Consider the following 20,693-nt stretch of genomic DNA (forward strand, 5'->3'; position numbering starts at 1 on the left):
AGCGTGCAAAACTTGCATAAATTCCTCAGCGCGTCATAGTGGCCTTGGGTATAAATGTACTGGATATTATGGAGAAAAGATGCGTCCGACCAATCTATTGCTTTTGTGTGGTGGCGGTGGAGATGAACATGCAATCTCACTGTTGTCGGCTAACTATTTCGAAACCTCACTAGCAAAACTGCCTCACGTGTCTGTGTTACGAGTTGAGCTAGATGGCAATGGGCAGTATCGCACCAAAACGGACCAGCCCTGCGAGCTCACTAATCAAAAGGTGATCCGCTTTGACGATGAAAGCATCGCTCCATGGCCAGTCGATTATGTGATCCCCTGTATCCATGGTTTCCCTGGTGAAACCGGAGATATCCAATCCTACTTTGATTTGATCAAATTACCCTATTTTGGTTGTGACTCTGAAGGCTCAAGTAACTGTTTTAATAAGATCACCGCAAAGATGTGGTTTAGCGCGTTGGGGATCCCTAATACGCCTTACATCTTTTTAAACCAGCTGGATGATAATGCCATTAAACAGACAGAAGCCGCGTTTCAACAGTGGGGCTCAATCTTCGTTAAAGCGGCTTCACAAGGCTCCTCCGTCGGCTGCTACCGCGTCGATCAACAACAAGATATTAGCGCTGTTTTAACCGAAGCATTTAGCTTTTCACCTTATGTTGTTGTAGAGAAAACCATCCGTGCTCGAGAGTTAGAAGTAGCGGTATACCAATATCGTGGAGAAACTGTAGCCACATTGCCGGGCGAAGTGATCTGCTCCGCAGACACCTTTTACACCTTTGATGAAAAGTATGCTGCCAATAGCCAAGCCACCACCCAAGTCGTGGCTGATGTCAGTGACGAGATTGCAGAGCGTATTCGCGAGTATGCCATTAAGGTCTTTGATGGAATGAAGCTACGTCATCTATCAAGAATTGATTTCTTTTTAACGCCTGAGAATGAAATTTTATTAAACGAAATTAACACCTTCCCAGGACTAACGCCCATCTCAATGTTTCCAAAAATGTTAGCCAATCATGGTGATGATTTTAGCGAGTATTTAGCAGAAGCCATTGAACAAGGGGTAAGTCGGTAACTGACAGGTTAGTTTTTACCGCGAACCAACTCTTCTTAAACGAAAGCGATTCGCGGTTTAAATTTCTGTGCCATATTTCGCATAGAGTGCCGTCAAGAAACCATCGTGATACATGCTCAACAAGCTCGCTTGTAGCGCTTCAGCCTTTTTGAAATCCATCTCTTTATTGCAAGCCATCGCCCGTAACGAGGTGTAAAACACCAGCTCTGGGGTCAAGTTAACCCCAGCTTTTTTCATTAAGTGATTGGCACTCACTAACTCAGCCGCCCAAAAAGGAATCCGCTTACGCAGTAACTTGTTGACGTTTTGACGATTTGACGAGGTTAACTCGACCCGAAAACCAAAGTCTTTGAGATATTCACCGACACCACTCCCTAGAAAGCTGCCAATAACATAAGGTTTGGCATCCTCGAGTGTGGTCAAATGGATCTGCGACTCAGGCAAGTCAAACAGCCCATAACGAGACACTAATACCGGGCTTATCCATTGGAAATGGACTTCACGTTCTTGACTTCTCTCTATGGGTAATACACAAGTATTATTGTCGTGCTCGACACTAATGATGGCCCGCTTTAACGGTAGAAACTGCACCATATACTCAAGTTCTGAACGCTTGAACAGCTCATCAAGCACTTCAATCAACAAACCTTGGTTCTGCTCGCCATTTGTAAACGCAAAGGGAGCAACATCATAGGTGAGCACCTTAACGGGCTCAGCCTGCACCGCAAAGCTTGCCAGAATCAAGTACAGCAACGCGTTAACAATGCGTCTAGTACCATGCATTTATTGCCTCCTCAAAAGGCAAGGTCTTGCCTTTTGGCTCATCAAGATTCACCGGTTTAGGCGAGCCATTTTGTTGCAACCAAAATTGAGCCGGTTGCTTATCATTCAGTTTTGGTGCACAGGGGTGAGAGGAACGCTTTGAAAGCATATCCAGGTGTTTATCAACAGCTGTGGCAAATTGATCCAACGCTTGCTGGGAGCTTAACGTCCCCTCCACTATTTTTGAAATGTACTGCCACCAAAAACGCGATAACCCTGGGTAATCAGGTACATTAGTACCTGTCGGGGTCCAAACTTCTCGGGCATTGCTGCGATAGAACTCTACCAGCCCCCCTAGATATGGCGCCTTTTTCGTCATGACGTCCGACTGTATATCTGAATGGCGTATGGGTGTTAAACCCACTAACGTCTTTTTAAGCGAAACTGTTTTAGACACCACAAATTGCGCATATAACCACGCCGCTTGCTGTCTTTTTAAGGGGGTATTTTTAAGAAGCGTCCACGCCCCGGTATCTTGGTAACCCGACTTCATCCCTTTTTGCCAATATTTACCCACAGGCGAAGGAGCAACGCGCCATTTTGGGGTACCATCTTCATTCATCACCGCAAGGCTCGGATCAGTAAGATCGGCAACAAACGCGGTGTACCAAAATATCTGCTGCGCAATCACGCCCTTACCCGGCCATTCACCCGCTTGGGTAAAATTCAGTGAGCTCGACTCTGGTGGCGCATACAAGTTAAGCCAAGAGACAAATTTATCGATCGCATAAACAGCTGCTGGCCCATTTAATGCCCCACCGCGACTCACACTGGCACCGACAGGTCGACAGTTTTCGACGCGAATGCCCCATTCATCGACGGGCAGCCCATTGGGCAAGCCAACATCCCCAACCCCCGCCATTGACAGCCATGCATCCGACATACGCCAACCTAAACTGGGATCAGTTTTAGCGTAATCCATATGGCCATATACCCGTTTCCCATCAATCTCTTTAATATCATTAGTAAAAAAATCTGCGATATCTTCATAGGCTTGCCAATTTTGTGGCACACCTAACGCATAACCATACTTAGCTAAAAACTGGCGTTGGTAAGCGACATTGCTAAACCAATCATGGCGATACCAGTAGAGGTTTACAAACTGCTGATCAGGAAGTTGATAGAGCTTGCCATCTGGTGCGGTCGTAAACTTAATCCCCATGAAATCTTGTAGATCAAGCGTTGGAAGCGTAACAGCTTGACCCTCGTTGGCCATAAAATCAGAAAGTGCCACCACCTGTTCGGAGCGAAAATGGGTACCGATTAAGTCGCTATCATTAATATAAGCATCGTAGAGGTTCTGATTGGTTTGGATCTGCGCTGATAATTTTTGTATGACATCATCTTCGCCAGTTAACTCATGCACCACTTTTATACCCGTGAGCTCATAAAAAGCTTTTGCGAGCACATTGGCTTCATACCAATGGGTCAAGATACGTTCTGATACGACACGGATCTCCATGCCTTGATAAGGCAGACTGCTGTTGATAAACCATTGCAGTTCTCTTAACTGTTCATCCCGTGAAAGAGTGGAAGGCTGTAACTCAGAGTCAACCCAATGCTGTGCCACCAACGACTGTTCAGTCTCTGGTTGAGCAACCACTCGGGCACTATTTACACCAGCGCTGATGATTAAACTAAGCAAAAAAATAGATCGGATTGTTCCGCGCACCCAATAATTACCCCTACTTTTTAGTCTCATTTCATCATGGATGAAATTATAGATTAATGCCACTTAGTGGGGATAAATATTATTAAAGTGAATGTAAAAAAAGTTGTTTTATCTGATAGATATACATAGAGCCAGACACGTTAAGTAAGAATGATTCTGTGTCGTGACTCATCGTAGAAACGAAAAAGGAAGCGGTCGCTTCCTTTTCTCATCCAGGGTTTAGCTGAGTTAATTACTCGGCATCAATTAACCTAGTAGTACCAATCTCGATTTTACGCGGCTTAAGTGCCTCTGGGATCTCACGCTTAAGATCGATATTAAGTAAGCCATGTTCTAAATCTGCACCCACCACAGTCACATAATCTGCCAACTGAAATGTGCGCTCGAAACCGCGCTCGGCAATACCTTGATACAGATACTTACGCTCGGTATCTTGCTCGGCTTTAGTCCCTTTGATAACCAGTTTGTCACCTTCACTGGTAATATCTAATTCTTGCATCGAAAATCCTGCCACCGCCATGGTAATACGGTATCTATGTTCATCTAGCAGCTCGATATTATAAGGAGGGTACCCTGAATTGCCTTTGTTCGAAGCAGCATGCTCTGCTAGCTGGGCTAAACGATCGAAACCAATGGCACTTCGGTATAGAGGAGTTAAGTCATAATTACGCATCTGTATATCCTTGTATTAAGCAATATCAATTTTAAATGGCCGATATAGCAAACTTATCTGGTTTACTGGGTATCGCACCGAGTCATTGTTGAGTTAAACCTTGCAGCCCCGAAGGCGCTGAATGTTCATTTAACTTAGAGACCTCATCGAGCGTCTCATAATCACTATATGCGGATAGCGAAAATCCTTTTCAACCCATAAAGTGAAAAATTTTAAATTATTTACCTAAGAGTAAGACGGTAATAGATATAGCAGACATAAAAAAAGGCAGCCTATTGGCTGCCTTTTTTGCACACTTATCTTGTCGCTTAGAACTTACAAGCTAATGGGCTCTTACTGTTTAAGAACTGAATATCACCAGCAACTGGCGCATAATCTGCAGCCTTGATGTCACCAGTATTCTTAATGTAAGTATATAATACCTCTGCATCAACATAGCCAGTCATCACAGGCGTCAGTACGGGGTAACCGTCACCACCAGCAGCATTATAGCTAGGAACCGTGAACGTATATGTCGCATCAGCGGCATAACCTTTGCCATTGATGTCGCTGATAGCTACAGTCTTAGCTTCACAATCAACGTCCATCTTAATGCCAACTAGCTGTGGATATGCACCAGAACCTGTCTCGCCTACATCAACCGTTGCAACCACATTTAGATAATCGGTTACTTCAGCACCTGTCAATGTGCTTAGGGTGATAGAGTTACCAAATGGCTGCACAGTCAGAACATCTTTATAGGTAATTTCGCCAGGTTGAATTGAATCACGCACACCGCCCGAATTCATTACCGCAAAGTCTGCTGCCACTTTCGTGCGCTGAGCTTCAGCGAGTAAACGACCTAAGTTAGTCTGTTGATTACGAACAACACCACGGTCGCCTTCAAGTTTATCATCGGTAGAACCGATAACTTCTAATAGCTCTTCTTGACCTTTGTCCTGATACTGCTGCATCACTTCAAGCACAGTCGCGTCTGGCGTAATAGGCTCACCAATATGAACGCGATCACCTGCTTCGTTCTTCTCTTTCAAGTTTACTGGGATCAGCTTGTAGCTTGCTAGGTGTAGCTCACCATTGAAATATTCAAAGTTAGCTTGACCGACATACTTGCCCCATTCATGAGCCTGCATAATGAATGTGCCGTTTTGCACATCGGGCTTACACTCTCCACCAGGTGTAAATTCAGGGTCGTAGACATTGCCTTCCATACAAACAGGGTTTTGAGAGTGACCACCGATAACGGCAGCTAACTCACCTTCAGCCATAGCGCGAGCCAATGCAACATCACCAGGGGCATTGTTACCATTAACACCGTCTGCATAGTGACCCATGTGAGTCGTTGCAAAAATCAAATCAGCTTCATTCGCATCTTTAATCTGCTTAATAACTTTCTTAAGCTCTTCTTTAGGATCGGTAAATTCAAGGCCACCAATAAACTCTGGGTTAGCGATTTTAGCCGTATCTTCAGTCGTTAGACCGACTACAGCAATACGCACACCATTGACGTCGAATACTTTATAAGCATCGAAATAGCGCTCACCCGTTTCTTTGTCATAAATGTTAGCGGCTAACATTGGAAACTCAGCAAGATCACGTTGCATATCTACAACTGATAGCGGGTTATCAAACTCATGGTTACCAACAGCCATTGCATCGTAACCAATCAGGTTCATACCAACGAAGTCTGGACGTGCATCCTGTAGATCTGACTCTGGTACACCAGTGTTAATATCACCGCCGGAAAGTAGTAACGTTTCGCCACCGTTTGATTCAACTTCAGCGCGGATTTGATCAATCAACGTCTTACGAGCCGCCATACCATATTCGCCATATTTATTTTCAAAAAAGCGGCCATGGTTATCGTTAGTGTGAAGAACAGTAAAGGTCGTACACGCATCGCCAGCTTCGGCACATGTTGTCGGCGCTTTATCATCATCGCTGCTATTACAACCAGCAAGTGCTGCCAATACTGCAGTAGCGACTAGTCCTTTAAGTATTTTATTTGTCATTACATCAACCCCTAGATTATCTTTTTTATTAACCATCATATTCTTTGATAGCGAACGATATAATCTCGCTGACAAACATAATAGCAAATAATACCCATATTTGTGGCATTTTTATGAATAAACGTGAGCTAAATGTTTATTTTATAAGTCTTTTATTTCACTTTTTGTTCATGATACAGAACAAGCAACATACCAAACCCTTTGACGCATTGTGGCGACATAAAGACAATAAAGAACTAAAGCAATACTTCTAAACGCTTAGAGCAACACAATGACGCCGACTCGATTTTCCACAATACAAAACAAACATAACCGCCAAATCATCTAATAGCTTGCCAGCGATCACATTAAGTTAACTTTTACTAATCCATAATTTTTGAATATTGCACCTAAGCGACATAACCCCGCCAATTCTGGCCACTGAAGTGATAGGATTGTTAATGAAATAGGCGCAATGCTGGCTATAGGACCGCTGTTGAGAAATATCATCACTTGTCGAATCTAGGCATAAAAAAAGGATGCATTAACGCATCCTTTTTTGCCACAACACAAGTTAACTTATTGCATTAGGAACCCTAACCCAGCCTTCCATTAACACGCGTGCACTGCGACTCATACTCACTTTGTTTACTTGCCAACGCCCATTATACTGATGCGCTTGAGCACCCACTTTTAAAGTGCCAGACGGATGACCAAAGATCACACTTTCGCGCTCACCCCCACCCGCAGCCAAATTAACAAGCGTGCCCGGAATCGCTGCGGCAGTGCCTATCGCTACAGCGGCTGTGCCCATCATGGCATGATGTAGTTTGCCCATTGACAGCGCACGCACTAACAGGTCGATATTGGTCTGGGCAATTGCTTTACCGCTAGACGATATGTAGGCCTGCGGACCCGCCACAAATGCGACCTTTGGCGTATGCTGTCGCATTTGTGCTTGTTCAATATCGTCGATAAGCCCCATTTTCAAGGCACCATGAGCACGAATGGTTTCGAACATGGCTAACGCCTTCTCATCACCGTTAATGGCTTCTTGTAGCTCTGTGCCTTGATAACCGATTTCATCGGCATTGAGAAAAATGGTGGGGATGCCCGCATTGATCATAGTGACAGATAGATGACCAATCCCGGGGACATCTAATGTGTCAACTAAGTTACCTGTGGGGAACATATCGCCTTCTCCATCGGCAGGGTCAACAAAATCGACCTGTACTTCAGCCGCTGGAAAAGTGACACCGTCCAGTTCAAAGTCGCCAGTTTCTCGCACCGCGCCATCAACCATTGGCACGTGAGCAATAATAGTTTTTTGAATATTTACTTGCCAAATGCGTACTTGGGCAATTCCATTTGTTGGTAAGCGGCTTTTATCTACTAAGCCATTACTGATACCAAAAGCGCCCACCGCAGCCGTCAAGTTGCCGCAATTCCCACTCCAATCAATAAAGGGCTTGTCGATAGCCACCTGACCAAATAGGTAATCAACGTCATGATCGGCTTTTTCACTTTTAGATAAAATCACCGTTTTACTGGTACTGGAGGTGGCACCGCCCATTCCATCGGTGTGTTTACCATAGGGATCTGGGCTACCTATGACGCGCAGTAGCAAGGCATCTCTTACTTCGCCCGGTGTTTGCGCATCAGCAGGCAGATCATTGAGCGCAAAAAACACCCCCTTACTGGTGCCGCCGCGCATATACGTTGCAGGAATCTTTAGCTGAGTCATCTCACTTTCCTTTTTATGGGCTTTATGTGCTGGCTCTCATGGCGTAACAGCCAGCACAGTGCTATCAAGCCTTTTTTGCTTCTAAAAAATCTTGTGCAAAGCGCTGCAGTACACCACCCGCTTGATAGACGAGTACTTCATCGGCAGTGTCAAGACGACACGTTACCGGGATCGTAACACGTTCACCATTGGCACGATTCATCACCACCTTGAGCAAAGCTCTAGGTGTGGGTTCACCCACAACATCGAAGGTCTCACTGCCAGTAATACCATAGGTATGGCGGTTCTCACCGTTAACAAACTCTAACGGCAATACCCCCATACCAACGAGGTTGGTGCGATGAATACGCTCAAATCCCTCGGCAATAATCGCTTCAACGCCCGCAAGGCGAACCCCTTTAGCGGCCCAGTCTCTTGAGGAACCTTGGCCATAATCAGCACCCGCGACAATGATCAGTGGCTGCTTGCGATCCATATAGGTTTCAATCGCTTCCCACATACGCGTAACTTGGCCTTCTGGCTCAATACGAGCAAAAGAGCCCTGCTTTATTTCGCCATTATTCTGCACCATCTCATTGAGTAACTTAGGATTAGCAAACGTTGCACGTTGCGCCGTCAGGTGATCTCCCCTATGGGTCGCATAAGAGTTAAAATCAACCTCAGGTAAGCCCATTTTGCTCAGGTATTCACCCGCTGCGCTACTTGCCAAAATAGCATTAGAAGGTGAGAGGTGATCAGTCGTGATATTGTCGCCAAGTACCGCTAGTGGTCGCATTCCTTTAAGTGAGCGTTCCCCCGCCAAAGCACCTTCCCAATAGGGTGGGCGACGAATATAGGTGCTCTGTGGGCGCCAATCATAGAGTGGACTAATCTGCTCACCGTAATCGACTTTGAGGTCAAACATCGGCGTATAGACCTCTCTAAACTGCTCAGGTTTAACGCTCGCTTTAACAATCGCATCAATCTCTTCATCGCTCGGCCAAATATCTTTAAGGCGTATCGGCGTGCCCGACGCATCGGTACCCAATACATCTTTTTCAATATCAAAGCGTATCGTGCCAGCAATGGCATAGGCCACAACCAATGGTGGTGATGCCAAGAAGGCTTGTTTCGCATATGGGTGAATACGACCGTCAAAATTTCGGTTGCCTGATAAAACAGCCGTCGCATAGAGATCGCGCTCTATCACCTCTTGCTGTATCGCAGGGTCCAACGCACCGCTCATGCCGTTGCAGGTGGTGCAAGCAAAACCAACAATACCAAAACCTAACTGTTCAAGCTCACCTAAGAGTTTGGCATCTTCCAGGTAAAGTTGTGCCACTTTAGAGCCTGGGGCAAATGAGGTTTTCACCCAAGGTTTACGGGTTAACCCCAGCTCATTCGCTTTCTTGGCCAATAGCGCCGCTGCAATCACGTTACGTGGGTTACTGGTGTTAGTACAACTTGTAATAGCGGCAATGATAACGGCACCATCAGGCATTAAGTCCGCTTCATTTTCCACCACACCACTAATGCCCTGTGCAGCAAGGTCTGAGGTGGCGACACGGCGATGGGGGTTTGACGGACCCGCGATGTTGCGTACAACCGTCGACAGGTCAAATTTTAGCACACGCTCATATTGAGCATTTTTAAGGCTATCAGCCCACAGGCCAGTCTGTTTGGCATAGGTCTCTACTAACTTAACTTGCTCACTGTCACGACCAGTGATAGTCAAGTAGTCAATGGTTTGCTGATCGATATAGAACATGCCAGCCGACGCACCAAACTCTGGCGTCATATTGGAAATGGTCGCCCGGTCGCCTAAGGTTAACTCCGCTGCGCCATCGCCAAAGAACTCCAAGTAAGATGAGACGACTTTCTGACCACGCAAAAACTCGGTGAGGGCCAAAACGATGTCAGTTGCAGTAATACCAAGCTGTCGCTTCCCCGTTAACTCGACACCAATGATATCCGGTAGACGCATATAAGAGGCTCTACCTAACATAACATTCTCTGCTTCGAGCCCACCAACACCTATGGCGATCACCCCAAGTGCATCAACATGAGGGGTATGGCTGTCAGTACCCACTAAGGTATCAGGAAAGGCTACACCGTTAACTGTTTGCACAACCGGCGACATCTTCTCCAAATTAATTTGATGCATAATGCCGTTACCCGGTTGGATAACATCAACATTTTTAAACGCTTTCTTAGTCCAGTTGATAAAGTGGAATCTGTCTTCGTTACGACGATCTTCAATCGCTCGGTTTTTGGCAAAGGCGTCTTTTTCGAAACCTGCATGCTCTACCGCCAAGGAGTGATCAACAATTAATTGGGTTGGAACGACAGGATTAACCTCCGATGGGTCACCACCTTTTTCAGCAATGGCATCCCTAAGTCCTGCCAAATCAACCAGTGCAGTTTGACCGAGAATGTCATGACACACCACGCGGGCGGGATACCACGGAAAGTCTAGATCACGCTTGCGGTCAATAAGCTGGGTTAATGAAGCGTCGAGTGTTTCTGGATCGCAGCGGCGAACCAAGTTTTCTGCCAATACTCGCGAGGTATAGGGAAGTTTGTCGTAGGCACCTGCTGTAATGGCATCAACAGCGCTGCGCGTATCGAAATAGTCGAGTTGGGTTCCCGGAAGCGGTTTACGATGGGTAGTATTCATAACATCATCCATTGAATATAATTTTCATGGCAAATTGGTGCATAGAGAAGGAGCAAGCGCTACAACATAGGCCGCTTGCTCTGGCTGACTAACGCTCCGAGATCGGCACAACTTTACGCGGCTCAGCACCAACATAATCCGCACTAGGACGAATAATACGGTTATTGGCACGTTGCTCCATCACGTGAGCCGCCCAACCTGTAAGGCGTGAACAGACAAAAATTGGTGTAAACAATTTGGTGGGGATGCCCATAAAGTGATAAGCCGAAGCGTGGAAGAAATCGGCATTGCAAAACAGCTTTTTGGTGTCCCACATATACTCTTCACATGCCACTGAAATATCATAAAGAGAGGTATCGCCAAACTCATGAGCCAATTTTTCCGACCAAGCTTTGATAATGACATTACGCGGATCTGACTCGCGATAGATAGCATGGCCAAAGCCCATGATCTTCTCTTTACGCGCTAACATGCCTGCCATCTGCTCTTTGGCATCGGCAGGTGAACTAAACTTCTGAATCATCTCCATTGCGGCTTCATTAGCACCACCATGTAAGGGGCCACGCAGTGAACCGATAGCACCTGTAATGCACGAATACATGTCAGATAAAGTCGAAGCACAAACACGGGCAGTGAAGGTTGAAGCGTTAAATTCATGCTCAGCATAGAGAATTAACGACACATCCATCACACGGCGATGTTGCGCCGATGGGCTAGTGCCATTAAGTAGTTTTAAGAAATGACCACCAATTGAATCCTCATCGGTGACACAATCGATTTCAACCCCATCATGGCTAAATTTATACCAATAGCACATGATGGCAGGGAATGCCGCTAGCAGGCGATTGGCCGCTTGATGTTGCGTAGAGAAATCATTTTCAGGCTCTAAATTACCCAAAAATGAGCACCCCGTGCGCATCACATCCATTGGGTGAGCATCAGCAGGAATAAGTTGTAGCACCTTTTTAAGTGCTGGCGGCAGATCACGCAGCACCATTAACTCACTCTTATAACTATCAAGCTGCGCAGCGGTTGGCAACTCACCATTAAAGAGTAAATAGGCCACCTCTTCGAAAGTAGCATTATCTGCCAAGTCAGAAACATCGTAACCACAATAGGTTAAACCAGAACCTGATTTTCCCACGGTACACAAGGCTGTTTCACCTGCGCTTTGACCACGAAGGCCTGCGCCACTTAATTTCTTATCAACCATAACTTATTCCTATTATTTTTATCTGGCCCTAGCACAAGGCTAAAGTTGTAGGGTTTACATTGTTGCTGTTGTATTACTTGTTCTTACCTTCAGCAAATAGGCTATCTAGCTTCTGCTCGTAATCGTGGTAACCAAGATAATCATAAAGATCCATACGCGTTTGCATGGTGTCGACAACGGCTTTTTGATCACCATCGTTGAGAATGGCGTTATAGACATTCTCAGCCGCTTTATTCATCGCCCTGAAGGCACTCAGAGGGTATAACACCATGTCTGCTCCCCAGTCTCCTAGCTGCTGTTTATTCCACAGCTCAGTCTGCCCAAACTCGGTAATGTTAGCCAAAATCGGGACATCCAGTGCTTCGGCAAAAGCGCGATAATGCGCCTCAGTTTGTACCGCTTCGGCAAAAATACCGTCGGCACCTGCCGCAATATAAGCTTTGGCTCTTGTGATAGCCGCTTCTAATCCTTCTTGAGCAAATGCATCGGTGCGTGCCATGATAAAGAAATCGGGATCGGTGCGAGCATCAACCGCAGCCTTAATACGATCCACCATCTCTTCTGTTGACACAATCTCTTTATTAGGACGGTGACCACAGCGTTTTTGCGCAACTTGGTCTTCCATATGCACTGCCGCTGCGCCCGCTTTTTCCATGTCGCGGATAGTTTTGGCAATATTAAATGCCCCACCCCATCCCGTGTCGATATCCACCAAAAGCGGCAGATCACAAGCGGCGGTAATTCGCTGCACATCAACAATCACATCATTAAGTGAGGTCATCCCTAGATCAGGTAATCCATAGGAAGCATTGGCCACCCCACCACCGGATAGGTAAATAGCCTTATGGCCTATCTGTTTAGCCATCATGGCTGAGTAGGCGTTAATCGTGCCTACAATCTGCAGTGGCTTATTGTCGGCTAACGCTTGACGAAACTTTTTACCTGCGCTCATGCTCGATTCCTCTTAATGTTTGATTTATGAAAGCTTGCTATGAATATTATTTTTTGAATACATGATATGGCGACGCATTAACATCTCTGCCAACTCTTCATCTCGATTAGCTATCGCCTGTACGATATGCTTGTGTTCATCAAAAGCGGTTGTTACCCGTGGACCAGCCATACCCAGCTGCACTCGGTACATGCGGACTAAATGATAAATGCCATCAAATAGCATCGCGATAAGGTGCTTATTTTTACTGCCAAGTATGATGCGATAATGAAAATCCACATCACCCGCCTCTTGATAGTATGACTCCCCCTGTTTTACATCTTTAAAGTGGCTGTTAAGTAAGGCTTCCAGTTCGTTAATCTCACCGTCAGTCATATTTTTTGCCGCTAATCGTGCAGCCATACCCTCTAGGGATTCTCGTACTTGGTATAACGCTAAAAGCCCGTCAGCGGTTAACGCCACGACTCTTGCACCAACATTGGCTTTACGCTCAACAATATGACACGACTCTAACCGATTTATCGCTTCACGGATCACGGCGCGGCTGACGCCATACTTTGTCGACAATTCAGTTTCACTTAGCTTAGAGCCAGCCGTAATTTCGCCTTCGACGATATCTAACCTGAGTTGATAAAAGGTCTTATCTGCTGCGGTAACGGGCTGTTTAACGGGGCTTGTCATCAGATGGTTAAACCTAGCTAATTATTTACGTTGTCGACAATATAGAGTGATATAGGCAATAATTCAACTTTAAACGGCTATATTGTCGACAAAAATGTTAATAAGTAGACTAAAGTATTAACAAGCGTGCTAACTGCACTGATATGACAATTATTATGATGGGGAAATGAGCTTAAGCGGGGATTCATTCAGAGTGAGAATGCAAAGCAAAGATAACTCTGCTGGTAGCCCTTTTAATGTGAAGCTGATTGGACAGGCATTTATCAAAGAGGAACCCAAGGTGCAAACAACCTCCATTCTCAAGGTGAGATACGTCGCTCACGTCGAAGCTTAAAACGAAAAAGGGCTTCCATTACTGGAAGCCCTTTGTCTTAATGTGGCGGAGAGATAGGGATTTGAACCCTAGACGGGCTATAAACCCGTGCCGGTTTTCAAGACCGGTGCATTCGACCACTCTGCCATCTCTCCGAACGCGGCGAATATTATAAGCATCGAGGAGACTTGTAAACCCTTAAAAGTAAAAAACACCTCAACTGCACATAATTCAAACTAAACGTTATCTAAAACCGGGATCGATGACGTCGAATCAAGCCTAACAGTTCCAGGTGAAGCATAAACAACATAGAGAGACAGTAAATTTGTGTTAACATCTGACGATGTTTAAATAAAGCTCCCTCATATGAACGCCAATTCAATTCCTAACGCATCACTGTCTCCTGATTTTACCATCCCCCTTATTGCAGATATCGCTTATGACCCCAATGCGAGACTGTTAGGACAAGCAAGAACCTTAGATGCTTTTACATTGCTAACGAAAACCCAAGGACAGCACATGTACTTGGCCGATCAACGCAGTATTGACAGGCAACCACTCATTGCCGCACTGGTGGCAAGCCAGCCTGCACCAGCAAAGCTTTTTCTAAACCAAATAGTTGACGCTGAGAAACAGCAGTTACTATGGCAAGGTGAATCGAGTGATGCCTGCATTAGTGAAACTAACGCGACCTACCAATACTTAAGTGGCAATATTAAACGCCGAGATCTTATTGGTCACCTATCATCTGATGGTAAAGAGACCTATCATGGGGGCGCATTAGCTAACGCACACTATCTGTTCATCTGCGCCGAATCGCTCTGGAAACGAGAGCCTTTATGGGAACTAATCCTCGGTATTTCCAACACGGGACAATATACCGTGCACCCAAAACTGCCACCTATCCCACTGAATTGCAAAATTGTCTTGGTGGGTAGCAGTGCACTATATAGCGTGTCCTACGTAGAAGAGCGGTCATTTAGTTCAGCATTTCCTCTGTTAGGTGAACTTGTTGATGAGATAGCACTGCCTGAGCATACCGAGCATGACTACCTAGAGTGGTTAGTTGCATTGGCAAAAGAGAGTCATATCACCTTAGTCCAATCAGCTTTAGCCCCCATATTTGCTTTCAGTTCACGCTTAGCCGACCACCAAAAGCATCTGTCATTAATGACCGATCCCATGGTTCAGCTATTACAGCAAGCCTGCGCCTATAATGACACCGACATCATCGATGATTCCGCCATTCAATATGCATTAACACAGCAAACTCATCGTCATAATGCCTCGCAAAAACTTTCAGCACAGAGTTTCGACGATAATTTTATCAACCTGCCAACTCAAGGCACCATGATAGGCCAAATCAACGGGTTAACCGTACTCGATGCAGCAGAGTATTGTTATGGTGAACCTGCTCGCATTACCGCATCGGTTCACTATGGTGACGGTGAAGTTGCCGATATCGAAAGAAAGTCAGAACTAGGCGGTAACATCCATGCAAAAGGCTTAATGATCTTATCATCATGCTTGTACCGTATTTTTGGTAAAGATGCACCACTGCACCTCAATGCCAACATTGTTTTTGAACAGTCTTATCAAGAGATTGATGGTGATAGCGCCTCGCTGGCTGAGTATTGCGCGCTAATGTCAGCGATTGCAGAACAACCCATAGATCAGGGGATTGCTGCCACTGGCGCTATTGATCAATTTGGCCAAGTTCAAGCTATTGGTGGCGTGAACGAAAAAATTGAAGGGTTCTTCGACCTATGTCAACGACGGGGACTCACGGGTTCTCAGGGAGTGATATTACCCAAATCCAACGTGCAACAGCTGAATCTTAAACGTGAAGTTCTCAATGCTATCAGCCAAAAACAGTTTCATCTCTATCAAGTCGAGCATATTGATGAAGCTGTGACTATCCTCATGAAGCACCCTGCAGGCATTGCTGACGAAGATGGTCAATTCCCCGATGAAACCCTGTATGGGCTCGTGCAAGCTCGATTAGAAGGACTGGCGGGTTACCCTGATGACGATCGCTCCATTTTTGCCAAGTGGCTCGATAAATTGAAACTTTCTAGCTGATCGGAGTTGTTTAGCGTACACGTGTTCGCTAATCTTGGCAGCTCAAATTGCTAGAGTTGAAGTGGATAATGAATAAAGCAAACAGTTTCAGTAAAGAAGATTTAGTGGCTTGTGGCCACGGTAGCCTATTTGGCGCAAACTCACCTCGCCTGCCTATCGACAACATGTTGATGATCGATCGTATTATTAAAATTAATGAAGATGGCGGTGAGTTTGGTAAAGGTGAAATTGTTGCTGAGCTAGATATCGATCCGTCATTGTGGTTTTTCGCCTGTCACTTTGAAACTGACCCTGTTATGCCTGGTTGCTTAGGTTTAGATGCCATGTGGCAGCTTGTTGGGTTCTTCTTAGGTTGGGAAGGTGCTGAGGGCAAAGGACGTGCGCTAGGTGTTGGCGAAGTGAAATTTACAGGCCAAGTCTTACCCGATGCAAAAAAAGTCACTTACAAGCTGACTATTAAGCGTAAAGTCTACCGAAAACTTGTTATGGGCATTGCTGATGCGGTAATGGAAGTTGATGGACGTGAAATCTATTCAGCAAAAGATTTGAAAGTGGGTATTTTCACTGACACTTCAAGCTTCTAATTTCTCCATAGCTTAACGCGCATTAACTTTGTGCCCTACATAAAAATGCCCTCATTTATGAGGGCAAACTTCGCATTACTTATTAAACAGTCCGCTGAGACGACCATCAATACCTTCTCGCCACCCCCCCAACCACTGTGACTTAGAGTCTAACGTTGAATAAGGACAATTCTCCTTAGAGCGGCCACCAATCCCAGCCTGAAATCCTTTTGAAAAAGCTCTATCTAAACGATCTCTTTTTTGTCTTTTCATGCAAGCATCCTCTGTTTCTCAATCCTAGAAGCCGAAGCCTCACTCATAGAAATAGAACGTTTTTTGCTCGAGATCAATCAAAAAATCGTGATTATTGACGGTTATTTTTTAACCTTATGAGTTCATTATTTAAAAAAAATCGAGGCATTTACCTCGATTTTTAGTTCAATAAGTTCTAACTAGCATTAACGCGAAAATCGACGTCTAAACCAGATCAGTGGCAGTGCAAATAACCAAGCAAAGCTGGCAGCACCTTTGCGAACGTAATCTTCATTACCTGAGTTGTCATCATCTTTAACTGTACATGCCGCACCCGATGTTGAAGGTTTTAGCACCACCATACGTGGAATGTACGACGTTACAGGCTCTCCATTTGCATTTAATTCAAACAGAGGTAAACCATTTTCACCAATGATCAGCTTACCGTCTGTATCAAACTGATAAGAAGGCTTACGAATAAACGCTGTACCGACAATTGTGCCCTCTTCATTGATGCTGTTTGCCTCAACAATACGGATCTCACTACTGTATGTTAATTCTTCGCCAGTGCCGTCAGTGACTTTGACTCTATGACGCATCCAATTACCACTTGAGTCTTGCTCATAGCCCTTAGATTCGCAAACTAAAAGATCATTTAAGTCATTAAACTCGTCGGTCGTTTTATCAAATAAGAAACCCGATTTCACCCGTGGCTTTTCTTTTTCATGGGTGGTTTCTATGTAGCCAACCACTTGATTTTTATTGTTAATATCTCTTGGTCGAGAACCCAGATCAGAAATAGTCTCATAAAAGTCATTAGGGGTGACGTATTCTGGATTTTCAGCGTTAGTGTCTAAATAGAAGAACTTATCACGTGGATAGCCTTCTAAATACTGTCGGTAACTACCGACCAAAATACCGTTGTCGTTTATATCGTAGGCGATAGAAGACAACTGATCGTTACTCATCTTAACCCAATTATACTGGTAGCTACCATCATCGGCTTTGGTCCAATAGGCGGCGTCAAAGGCAAGTTTATCTTTATCGTTATTACGATAAACATGTGAACGCCCTGCCACTGTGCCTTGACTATTCAGCCCTAACCCTTGCGCGGTAAACACAGTATCAGATGTAGACGTCAGTCCTAAAGGTAGCTCAGTTGGTGTGACATCGGTACCATCAAACTGCCACAAGAATGCACGCGTTTGATACAAAATACGCTTATAGCCATTTGTGTCTGGATATTGGTCAATCTGAACACAAACATCTAATGGATAAGTCGTCGCAGTAATACAGCTGTCGATACGCGATGCACTGGATGATGCAATGTCGGTTGTCGCATAACCTGTCACAAGGTTATTATCATTGATCGCGGCGGCGACCGAAACACCACCTACCGTGACATTAGTATCGTCTTTGGTGTATACCGTATAAGGCGGCACAAGCGGCAGCTCTGCACCAGCGGCAGTCTTAATAAAGCCACGCTCTTCAAACTCACGATAATACCAATACTCTTGGTCTTGGTTCGTTGAATTTCTCTCACCAGTAAACTCTGTTTTTTGCTCAGGAGCCGTATAAGCCCCCACTTTATTACCACCGTTATTAATACCATAGTAATAAGCATTGATAGAGTTGATCGTCTCTGGCACATCTTCATCGGTATCTTTGGGTGGAGTGGTGCCAAATACAGACTCAAATGTCGGCAACCAACTGCCATCAGCGCCATTTCCGTCAGCGATAAAAGTAAAGTTGTTTGCCAAAATCGGCTTGTTGATCGAATAACTCACTAGCTCTTCAGGTGGTATGCCATCCTCAATATCGATGACACCGCCATCTTCATCATTAACCTCAAGCTTCTTTTTACCCTTTGAGATCCCGACCATTTTCTCGTCCTGATTGACGAACATGCCGTAACCATTTCGCGTGGCTTCAATGGTGCCATTAAGATCATAGTCTTCAATATTCTGGATCTCATAAACAGGTGCTGCATAAGCGGTTTGTAATGCGCCTATAACTCCTACAGCCACTAACGACAAGGCTTTCTCAAACTTCAACTTCATTAACTAAATTCCTATTATTATTTCGCTTACTTGAGGGCTTCTAGCTCTTCCCAACGCTCAAAACAAACTTCTAATTGCTGTTCTAGTTCAGCAAGTTCGCTTAAACGGCTGCTCACAATATCTTGCTCTTGAGCATAAAAATCTGGTTCACTAATCACCTGTTGTAACGTTTCAATATCGGCCTCAAATTGCTCCATTTTTGCAGGTAAGGCTTCAAGTTCGCGCTGCAACTTATACGACAGTTTCTTCTCTACTTTGGCCACTGTCGGCGCAACAGGCGCTGCAACTTGAGGTTGGACAGCATTTGTGGCAACTGGTTCCTCAGAATAAAATTTGGCTCCTTGAGAAACGGCATCTTGATAACCACCAACATACTCACTCCAGCCACCGTTACCGGTAAACCACCAAGAGCTGGTTACCGTATTATCGATAAAGGCACGGTCATGACTTACCAACAACAAAGTACCTTGATAATCAGTCAGCAGTGACTCTAACAACTCTAAGGTCTCAATATCAAGATCGTTTGTTGGTTCATCAAGAATGATGAGGTTTGCAGGGCGCAATAATAACCGCGCCAATAACAAACGGTTTTTCTCGCCGCCCGATAGTGCTTTAACTGGGGTACGTGCACGCATTGGCGAAAAGAGAAAATCTTGTAGATAACTCAAGATGTGGCGGTCTTGACCATTGATGGTTACTGTTTTCTTGCCTTCACCTACGTTATCTTCAACGGTCTTCTCAGGATCGAGCGCTTCACGATATTGGTCGAAATAAGCCACTTCAAGCTTAGTCCCTACCTTTATTTCACCCGACTGCGCTTCGAGTTGTCCAATTAGCAATTTTATCAACGTCGACTTGCCGCAACCGTTAGGGCCCACTAAGGCGATTCTGTCCCCACGCATCACTGATGTGCTGAAATTTTTAACTAGGTTTTTCTCTGGTAAATTAAAATTGAGATTTTCAATATCGAAAACAAGTTTACCTGAGCGCTCGGTGTCTGCTACGGCCATTTTTGCACCGCCTTGGCGATTGATGCGCTCCATACGCTCTGCACGCAAGGCTTTAAGAGCACGCACGCGCCCTTCGTTACGGGTGCGACGAGCTTTAACCCCTTGGCGTATCCACACCTCTTCATCGGCGAGCTTCTTATCAAACTGGGCGTTTTTCTCGGCTTCGACGCGCAACCACTCGGCTTTACCATCTAAGTAAGTTTGGTAGCTACCAGGCCATGAAGTCACGACACCACGGTCAAGGTCGACAATACGCGTTGCCATACGCTGAATAAAGCCCCTATCGTGACTGATAAATACGATAGCACCGCGATAACTCAGCAAAAACTCTTCTAGCCATTCAATGGTGTCGATGTCCAAATGGTTAGTTGGCTCATCGAGGAGTAATAGATCAGGTTCACTAACGAGCGCCCGGGCTAACGCAACTTTACGCTGCCATCCACCGGACAAACTGGTCAAGTTAGCATCGGCATCCAACGCCAACAATTCACAGGTCTGATTAATACGTGTATCAAGTTGCCAGCCATTAAGGTGGTCAATATCTGACTGAAGACGCTCCATCTGCTTAAGCATGCGTTCCATTTCATCTGGCGCAGCGGTCCCTACATCATGTGAAAGCTGGTGATAGCGCTCTAGCTTTTCTCCCACCTCTTGCAGACCTGCGGAAATATAGGCGTATACAGTGCCTTTCTCTGCTTTCGGTGGATCTTGTTGTAAGCGACTAACTTTGATGTCACTGGCGATATTAAACTCACCTTCATCAAGTAATACCTCACCACAAAGCACTTTCATTAAGCTCGATTTACCAGCGCCATTACGGCCAACAATACAAACACGCTCTCCTGGCTCAATGGTAAAATCTGCCTTTTGTAATAACGGCGTATAACCGTAGGCCAATGAACCATTGTTAATACGAACGAGACTCAAA

15 protein-coding genes and 1 tRNA gene are annotated in these 20,693 nt (G+C 45.2%); 3 read left to right on the forward strand and 13 right to left on the reverse strand.

Going from position 1 to position 20,693, the window contains the following annotated elements:
- The first annotated feature begins 79 nt into the window (after window positions 1–79).
- Window positions 80–1,084: a D-alanine--D-alanine ligase gene (locus BEL05_RS00785; RefSeq protein WP_028764961.1), complete on the forward strand. Its 1,005-nt coding sequence runs from the start codon at window positions 80–82 to the stop codon at window positions 1,082–1,084.
- A 57-nt stretch (window positions 1,085–1,141) separates the two neighbouring features.
- Here the strand turns inward: BEL05_RS00785 and BEL05_RS00790 are convergent, their stop codons facing one another.
- The 10 genes from BEL05_RS00790 to BEL05_RS00835 all read right to left on the reverse strand — a co-directional run bounded on the left by BEL05_RS00790 (window position 1,142) and on the right by BEL05_RS00835 (window position 13,953).
- A complete protein-coding gene (locus BEL05_RS00790; protein ID WP_069669983.1) occupies window positions 1,142–1,867 on the reverse strand; it encodes a substrate-binding periplasmic protein in 726 nt (241 codons plus the stop codon).
- Complete coding sequence (locus tag BEL05_RS00795; RefSeq protein ID WP_069669984.1) at window positions 1,854–3,608, reverse strand: ABC transporter substrate-binding protein; 1,755 nt, start codon at window positions 3,606–3,608, stop codon at window positions 1,854–1,856. The genes BEL05_RS00790 and BEL05_RS00795 overlap by 14 nt, the downstream gene beginning before the upstream one ends.
- 202 nt (window positions 3,609–3,810) lie before the next feature.
- Window positions 3,811–4,251 carry an Hsp20 family protein gene (locus tag BEL05_RS00800; RefSeq protein ID WP_028764958.1) on the reverse strand — a complete coding sequence of 147 codons (441 nt, stop codon included), beginning with the start codon at window positions 4,249–4,251 and terminating at the stop codon, window positions 3,811–3,813.
- 308 nt (window positions 4,252–4,559) lie between these two features.
- A complete protein-coding gene (gene ushA, locus BEL05_RS00805; RefSeq protein WP_069670042.1) occupies window positions 4,560–6,260 on the reverse strand; it encodes a bifunctional UDP-sugar hydrolase/5'-nucleotidase UshA in 1,701 nt (566 codons plus the stop codon).
- Between the two features lie 553 nt (window positions 6,261–6,813).
- Window positions 6,814–7,983 carry a 2-methylaconitate cis-trans isomerase PrpF gene (gene prpF, locus BEL05_RS00810; RefSeq protein WP_069669985.1) on the reverse strand — a complete coding sequence of 390 codons (1,170 nt, stop codon included), beginning with the start codon at window positions 7,981–7,983 and terminating at the stop codon, window positions 6,814–6,816.
- 64 nt (window positions 7,984–8,047) lie between these two features.
- Window positions 8,048–10,651, reverse strand: coding sequence for a Fe/S-dependent 2-methylisocitrate dehydratase AcnD (gene acnD / locus BEL05_RS00815; protein WP_037429147.1), 2,604 nt, complete (start codon window positions 10,649–10,651; stop codon window positions 8,048–8,050).
- A gap of 76 nt (window positions 10,652–10,727) precedes the next feature.
- A complete protein-coding gene (gene prpC / locus BEL05_RS00820; RefSeq protein WP_069669986.1) occupies window positions 10,728–11,852 on the reverse strand; it encodes a bifunctional 2-methylcitrate synthase/citrate synthase in 1,125 nt (374 codons plus the stop codon).
- Between the two features lie 73 nt (window positions 11,853–11,925).
- Window positions 11,926–12,804, reverse strand: a complete 879-nt coding sequence (gene prpB, locus BEL05_RS00825; RefSeq protein WP_069669987.1) for a methylisocitrate lyase — start codon at window positions 12,802–12,804, stop codon at window positions 11,926–11,928.
- Window positions 12,805–12,828: 24 nt separating this feature from the next.
- Window positions 12,829–13,485, reverse strand: coding sequence for a GntR family transcriptional regulator (locus BEL05_RS00830; RefSeq protein ID WP_028764952.1), 657 nt, complete (start codon window positions 13,483–13,485; stop codon window positions 12,829–12,831).
- A 377-nt stretch (window positions 13,486–13,862) separates the two neighbouring features.
- Window positions 13,863–13,953: transfer RNA gene (locus BEL05_RS00835), tRNA-Ser, on the reverse strand.
- Window positions 13,954–14,164: 211 nt separating this feature from the next.
- Here BEL05_RS00835 and BEL05_RS00840 point away from each other — a divergent pair.
- Window positions 14,165–15,880 (forward strand): S16 family serine protease, encoded by a 1,716-nt coding sequence (locus tag BEL05_RS00840; protein ID WP_069669988.1) that lies wholly within the window; start codon window positions 14,165–14,167, stop codon window positions 15,878–15,880.
- Between the two features lie 68 nt (window positions 15,881–15,948).
- Window positions 15,949–16,464, forward strand: coding sequence for a bifunctional 3-hydroxydecanoyl-ACP dehydratase/trans-2-decenoyl-ACP isomerase (gene fabA, locus BEL05_RS00845; protein ID WP_028764950.1), 516 nt, complete (start codon window positions 15,949–15,951; stop codon window positions 16,462–16,464).
- Window positions 16,465–16,539: 75 nt separating this feature from the next.
- Here fabA and rmf read toward each other — a convergent pair whose 3' ends face one another.
- The 3 genes from rmf to BEL05_RS00860 all read right to left on the reverse strand — a co-directional run bounded on the left by rmf (window position 16,540) and on the right by BEL05_RS00860 (window position 20,692).
- Complete coding sequence (gene rmf, locus BEL05_RS00850) at window positions 16,540–16,716, reverse strand: ribosome modulation factor (protein ID WP_028764949.1); 177 nt, start codon at window positions 16,714–16,716, stop codon at window positions 16,540–16,542.
- A 185-nt stretch (window positions 16,717–16,901) separates the two neighbouring features.
- Window positions 16,902–18,755, reverse strand: coding sequence for a DUF3466 family protein (locus tag BEL05_RS00855; protein ID WP_069669989.1), 1,854 nt, complete (start codon window positions 18,753–18,755; stop codon window positions 16,902–16,904).
- Window positions 18,756–18,781: 26 nt separating this feature from the next.
- The gene (locus BEL05_RS00860) at window positions 18,782–20,692 is read right to left on the reverse strand and encodes an ABC transporter ATP-binding protein (RefSeq protein ID WP_028764947.1); all 1,911 of its coding nucleotides are present in this window, start codon (window positions 20,690–20,692) and stop codon (window positions 18,782–18,784) included.
- Window position 20,693: the final 1 nt, after the last annotated feature.

Source organism: Shewanella colwelliana, assembly GCF_001735525.1.
Classification (GTDB): domain Bacteria; phylum Pseudomonadota; class Gammaproteobacteria; order Enterobacterales; family Shewanellaceae; genus Shewanella; species Shewanella colwelliana.

Coding starts and splice junctions, on each gene's coding strand:
- BEL05_RS00790 (WP_069669983.1), bottom strand. CDS start 1,867: ATGCATGGTACTAGACGCATTGTTAACGCGTTGCTGTACTTGATTCTG.
- BEL05_RS00855 (WP_069669989.1), bottom strand. CDS start 18,755: ATGAAGTTGAAGTTTGAGAAAGCCTTGTCGTTAGTGGCTGTAGGAGTT.
- BEL05_RS00830 (WP_028764952.1), bottom strand. CDS start 13,485: ATGACAAGCCCCGTTAAACAGCCCGTTACCGCAGCAGATAAGACCTTT.
- BEL05_RS00795 (WP_069669984.1), bottom strand. CDS start 3,608: ATGAGACTAAAAAGTAGGGGTAATTATTGGGTGCGCGGAACAATCCGA.
- BEL05_RS00785 (WP_028764961.1), top strand. CDS start 80: ATGCGTCCGACCAATCTATTGCTTTTGTGTGGTGGCGGTGGAGATGAA.
- BEL05_RS00840 (WP_069669988.1), top strand. CDS start 14,165: ATGAACGCCAATTCAATTCCTAACGCATCACTGTCTCCTGATTTTACC.
- prpC (WP_069669986.1), bottom strand. CDS start 11,852: ATGGTTGATAAGAAATTAAGTGGCGCAGGCCTTCGTGGTCAAAGCGCA.
- acnD (WP_037429147.1), bottom strand. CDS start 10,651: ATGGATGATGTTATGAATACTACCCATCGTAAACCGCTTCCGGGAACC.
- BEL05_RS00800 (WP_028764958.1), bottom strand. CDS start 4,251: ATGCGTAATTATGACTTAACTCCTCTATACCGAAGTGCCATTGGTTTC.
- fabA (WP_028764950.1), top strand. CDS start 15,949: ATGAATAAAGCAAACAGTTTCAGTAAAGAAGATTTAGTGGCTTGTGGC.
- rmf (WP_028764949.1), bottom strand. CDS start 16,716: ATGAAAAGACAAAAAAGAGATCGTTTAGATAGAGCTTTTTCAAAAGGA.
- prpF (WP_069669985.1), bottom strand. CDS start 7,983: ATGACTCAGCTAAAGATTCCTGCAACGTATATGCGCGGCGGCACCAGT.
- ushA (WP_069670042.1), bottom strand. CDS start 6,260: ATGACAAATAAAATACTTAAAGGACTAGTCGCTACTGCAGTATTGGCA.
- prpB (WP_069669987.1), bottom strand. CDS start 12,804: ATGAGCGCAGGTAAAAAGTTTCGTCAAGCGTTAGCCGACAATAAGCCA.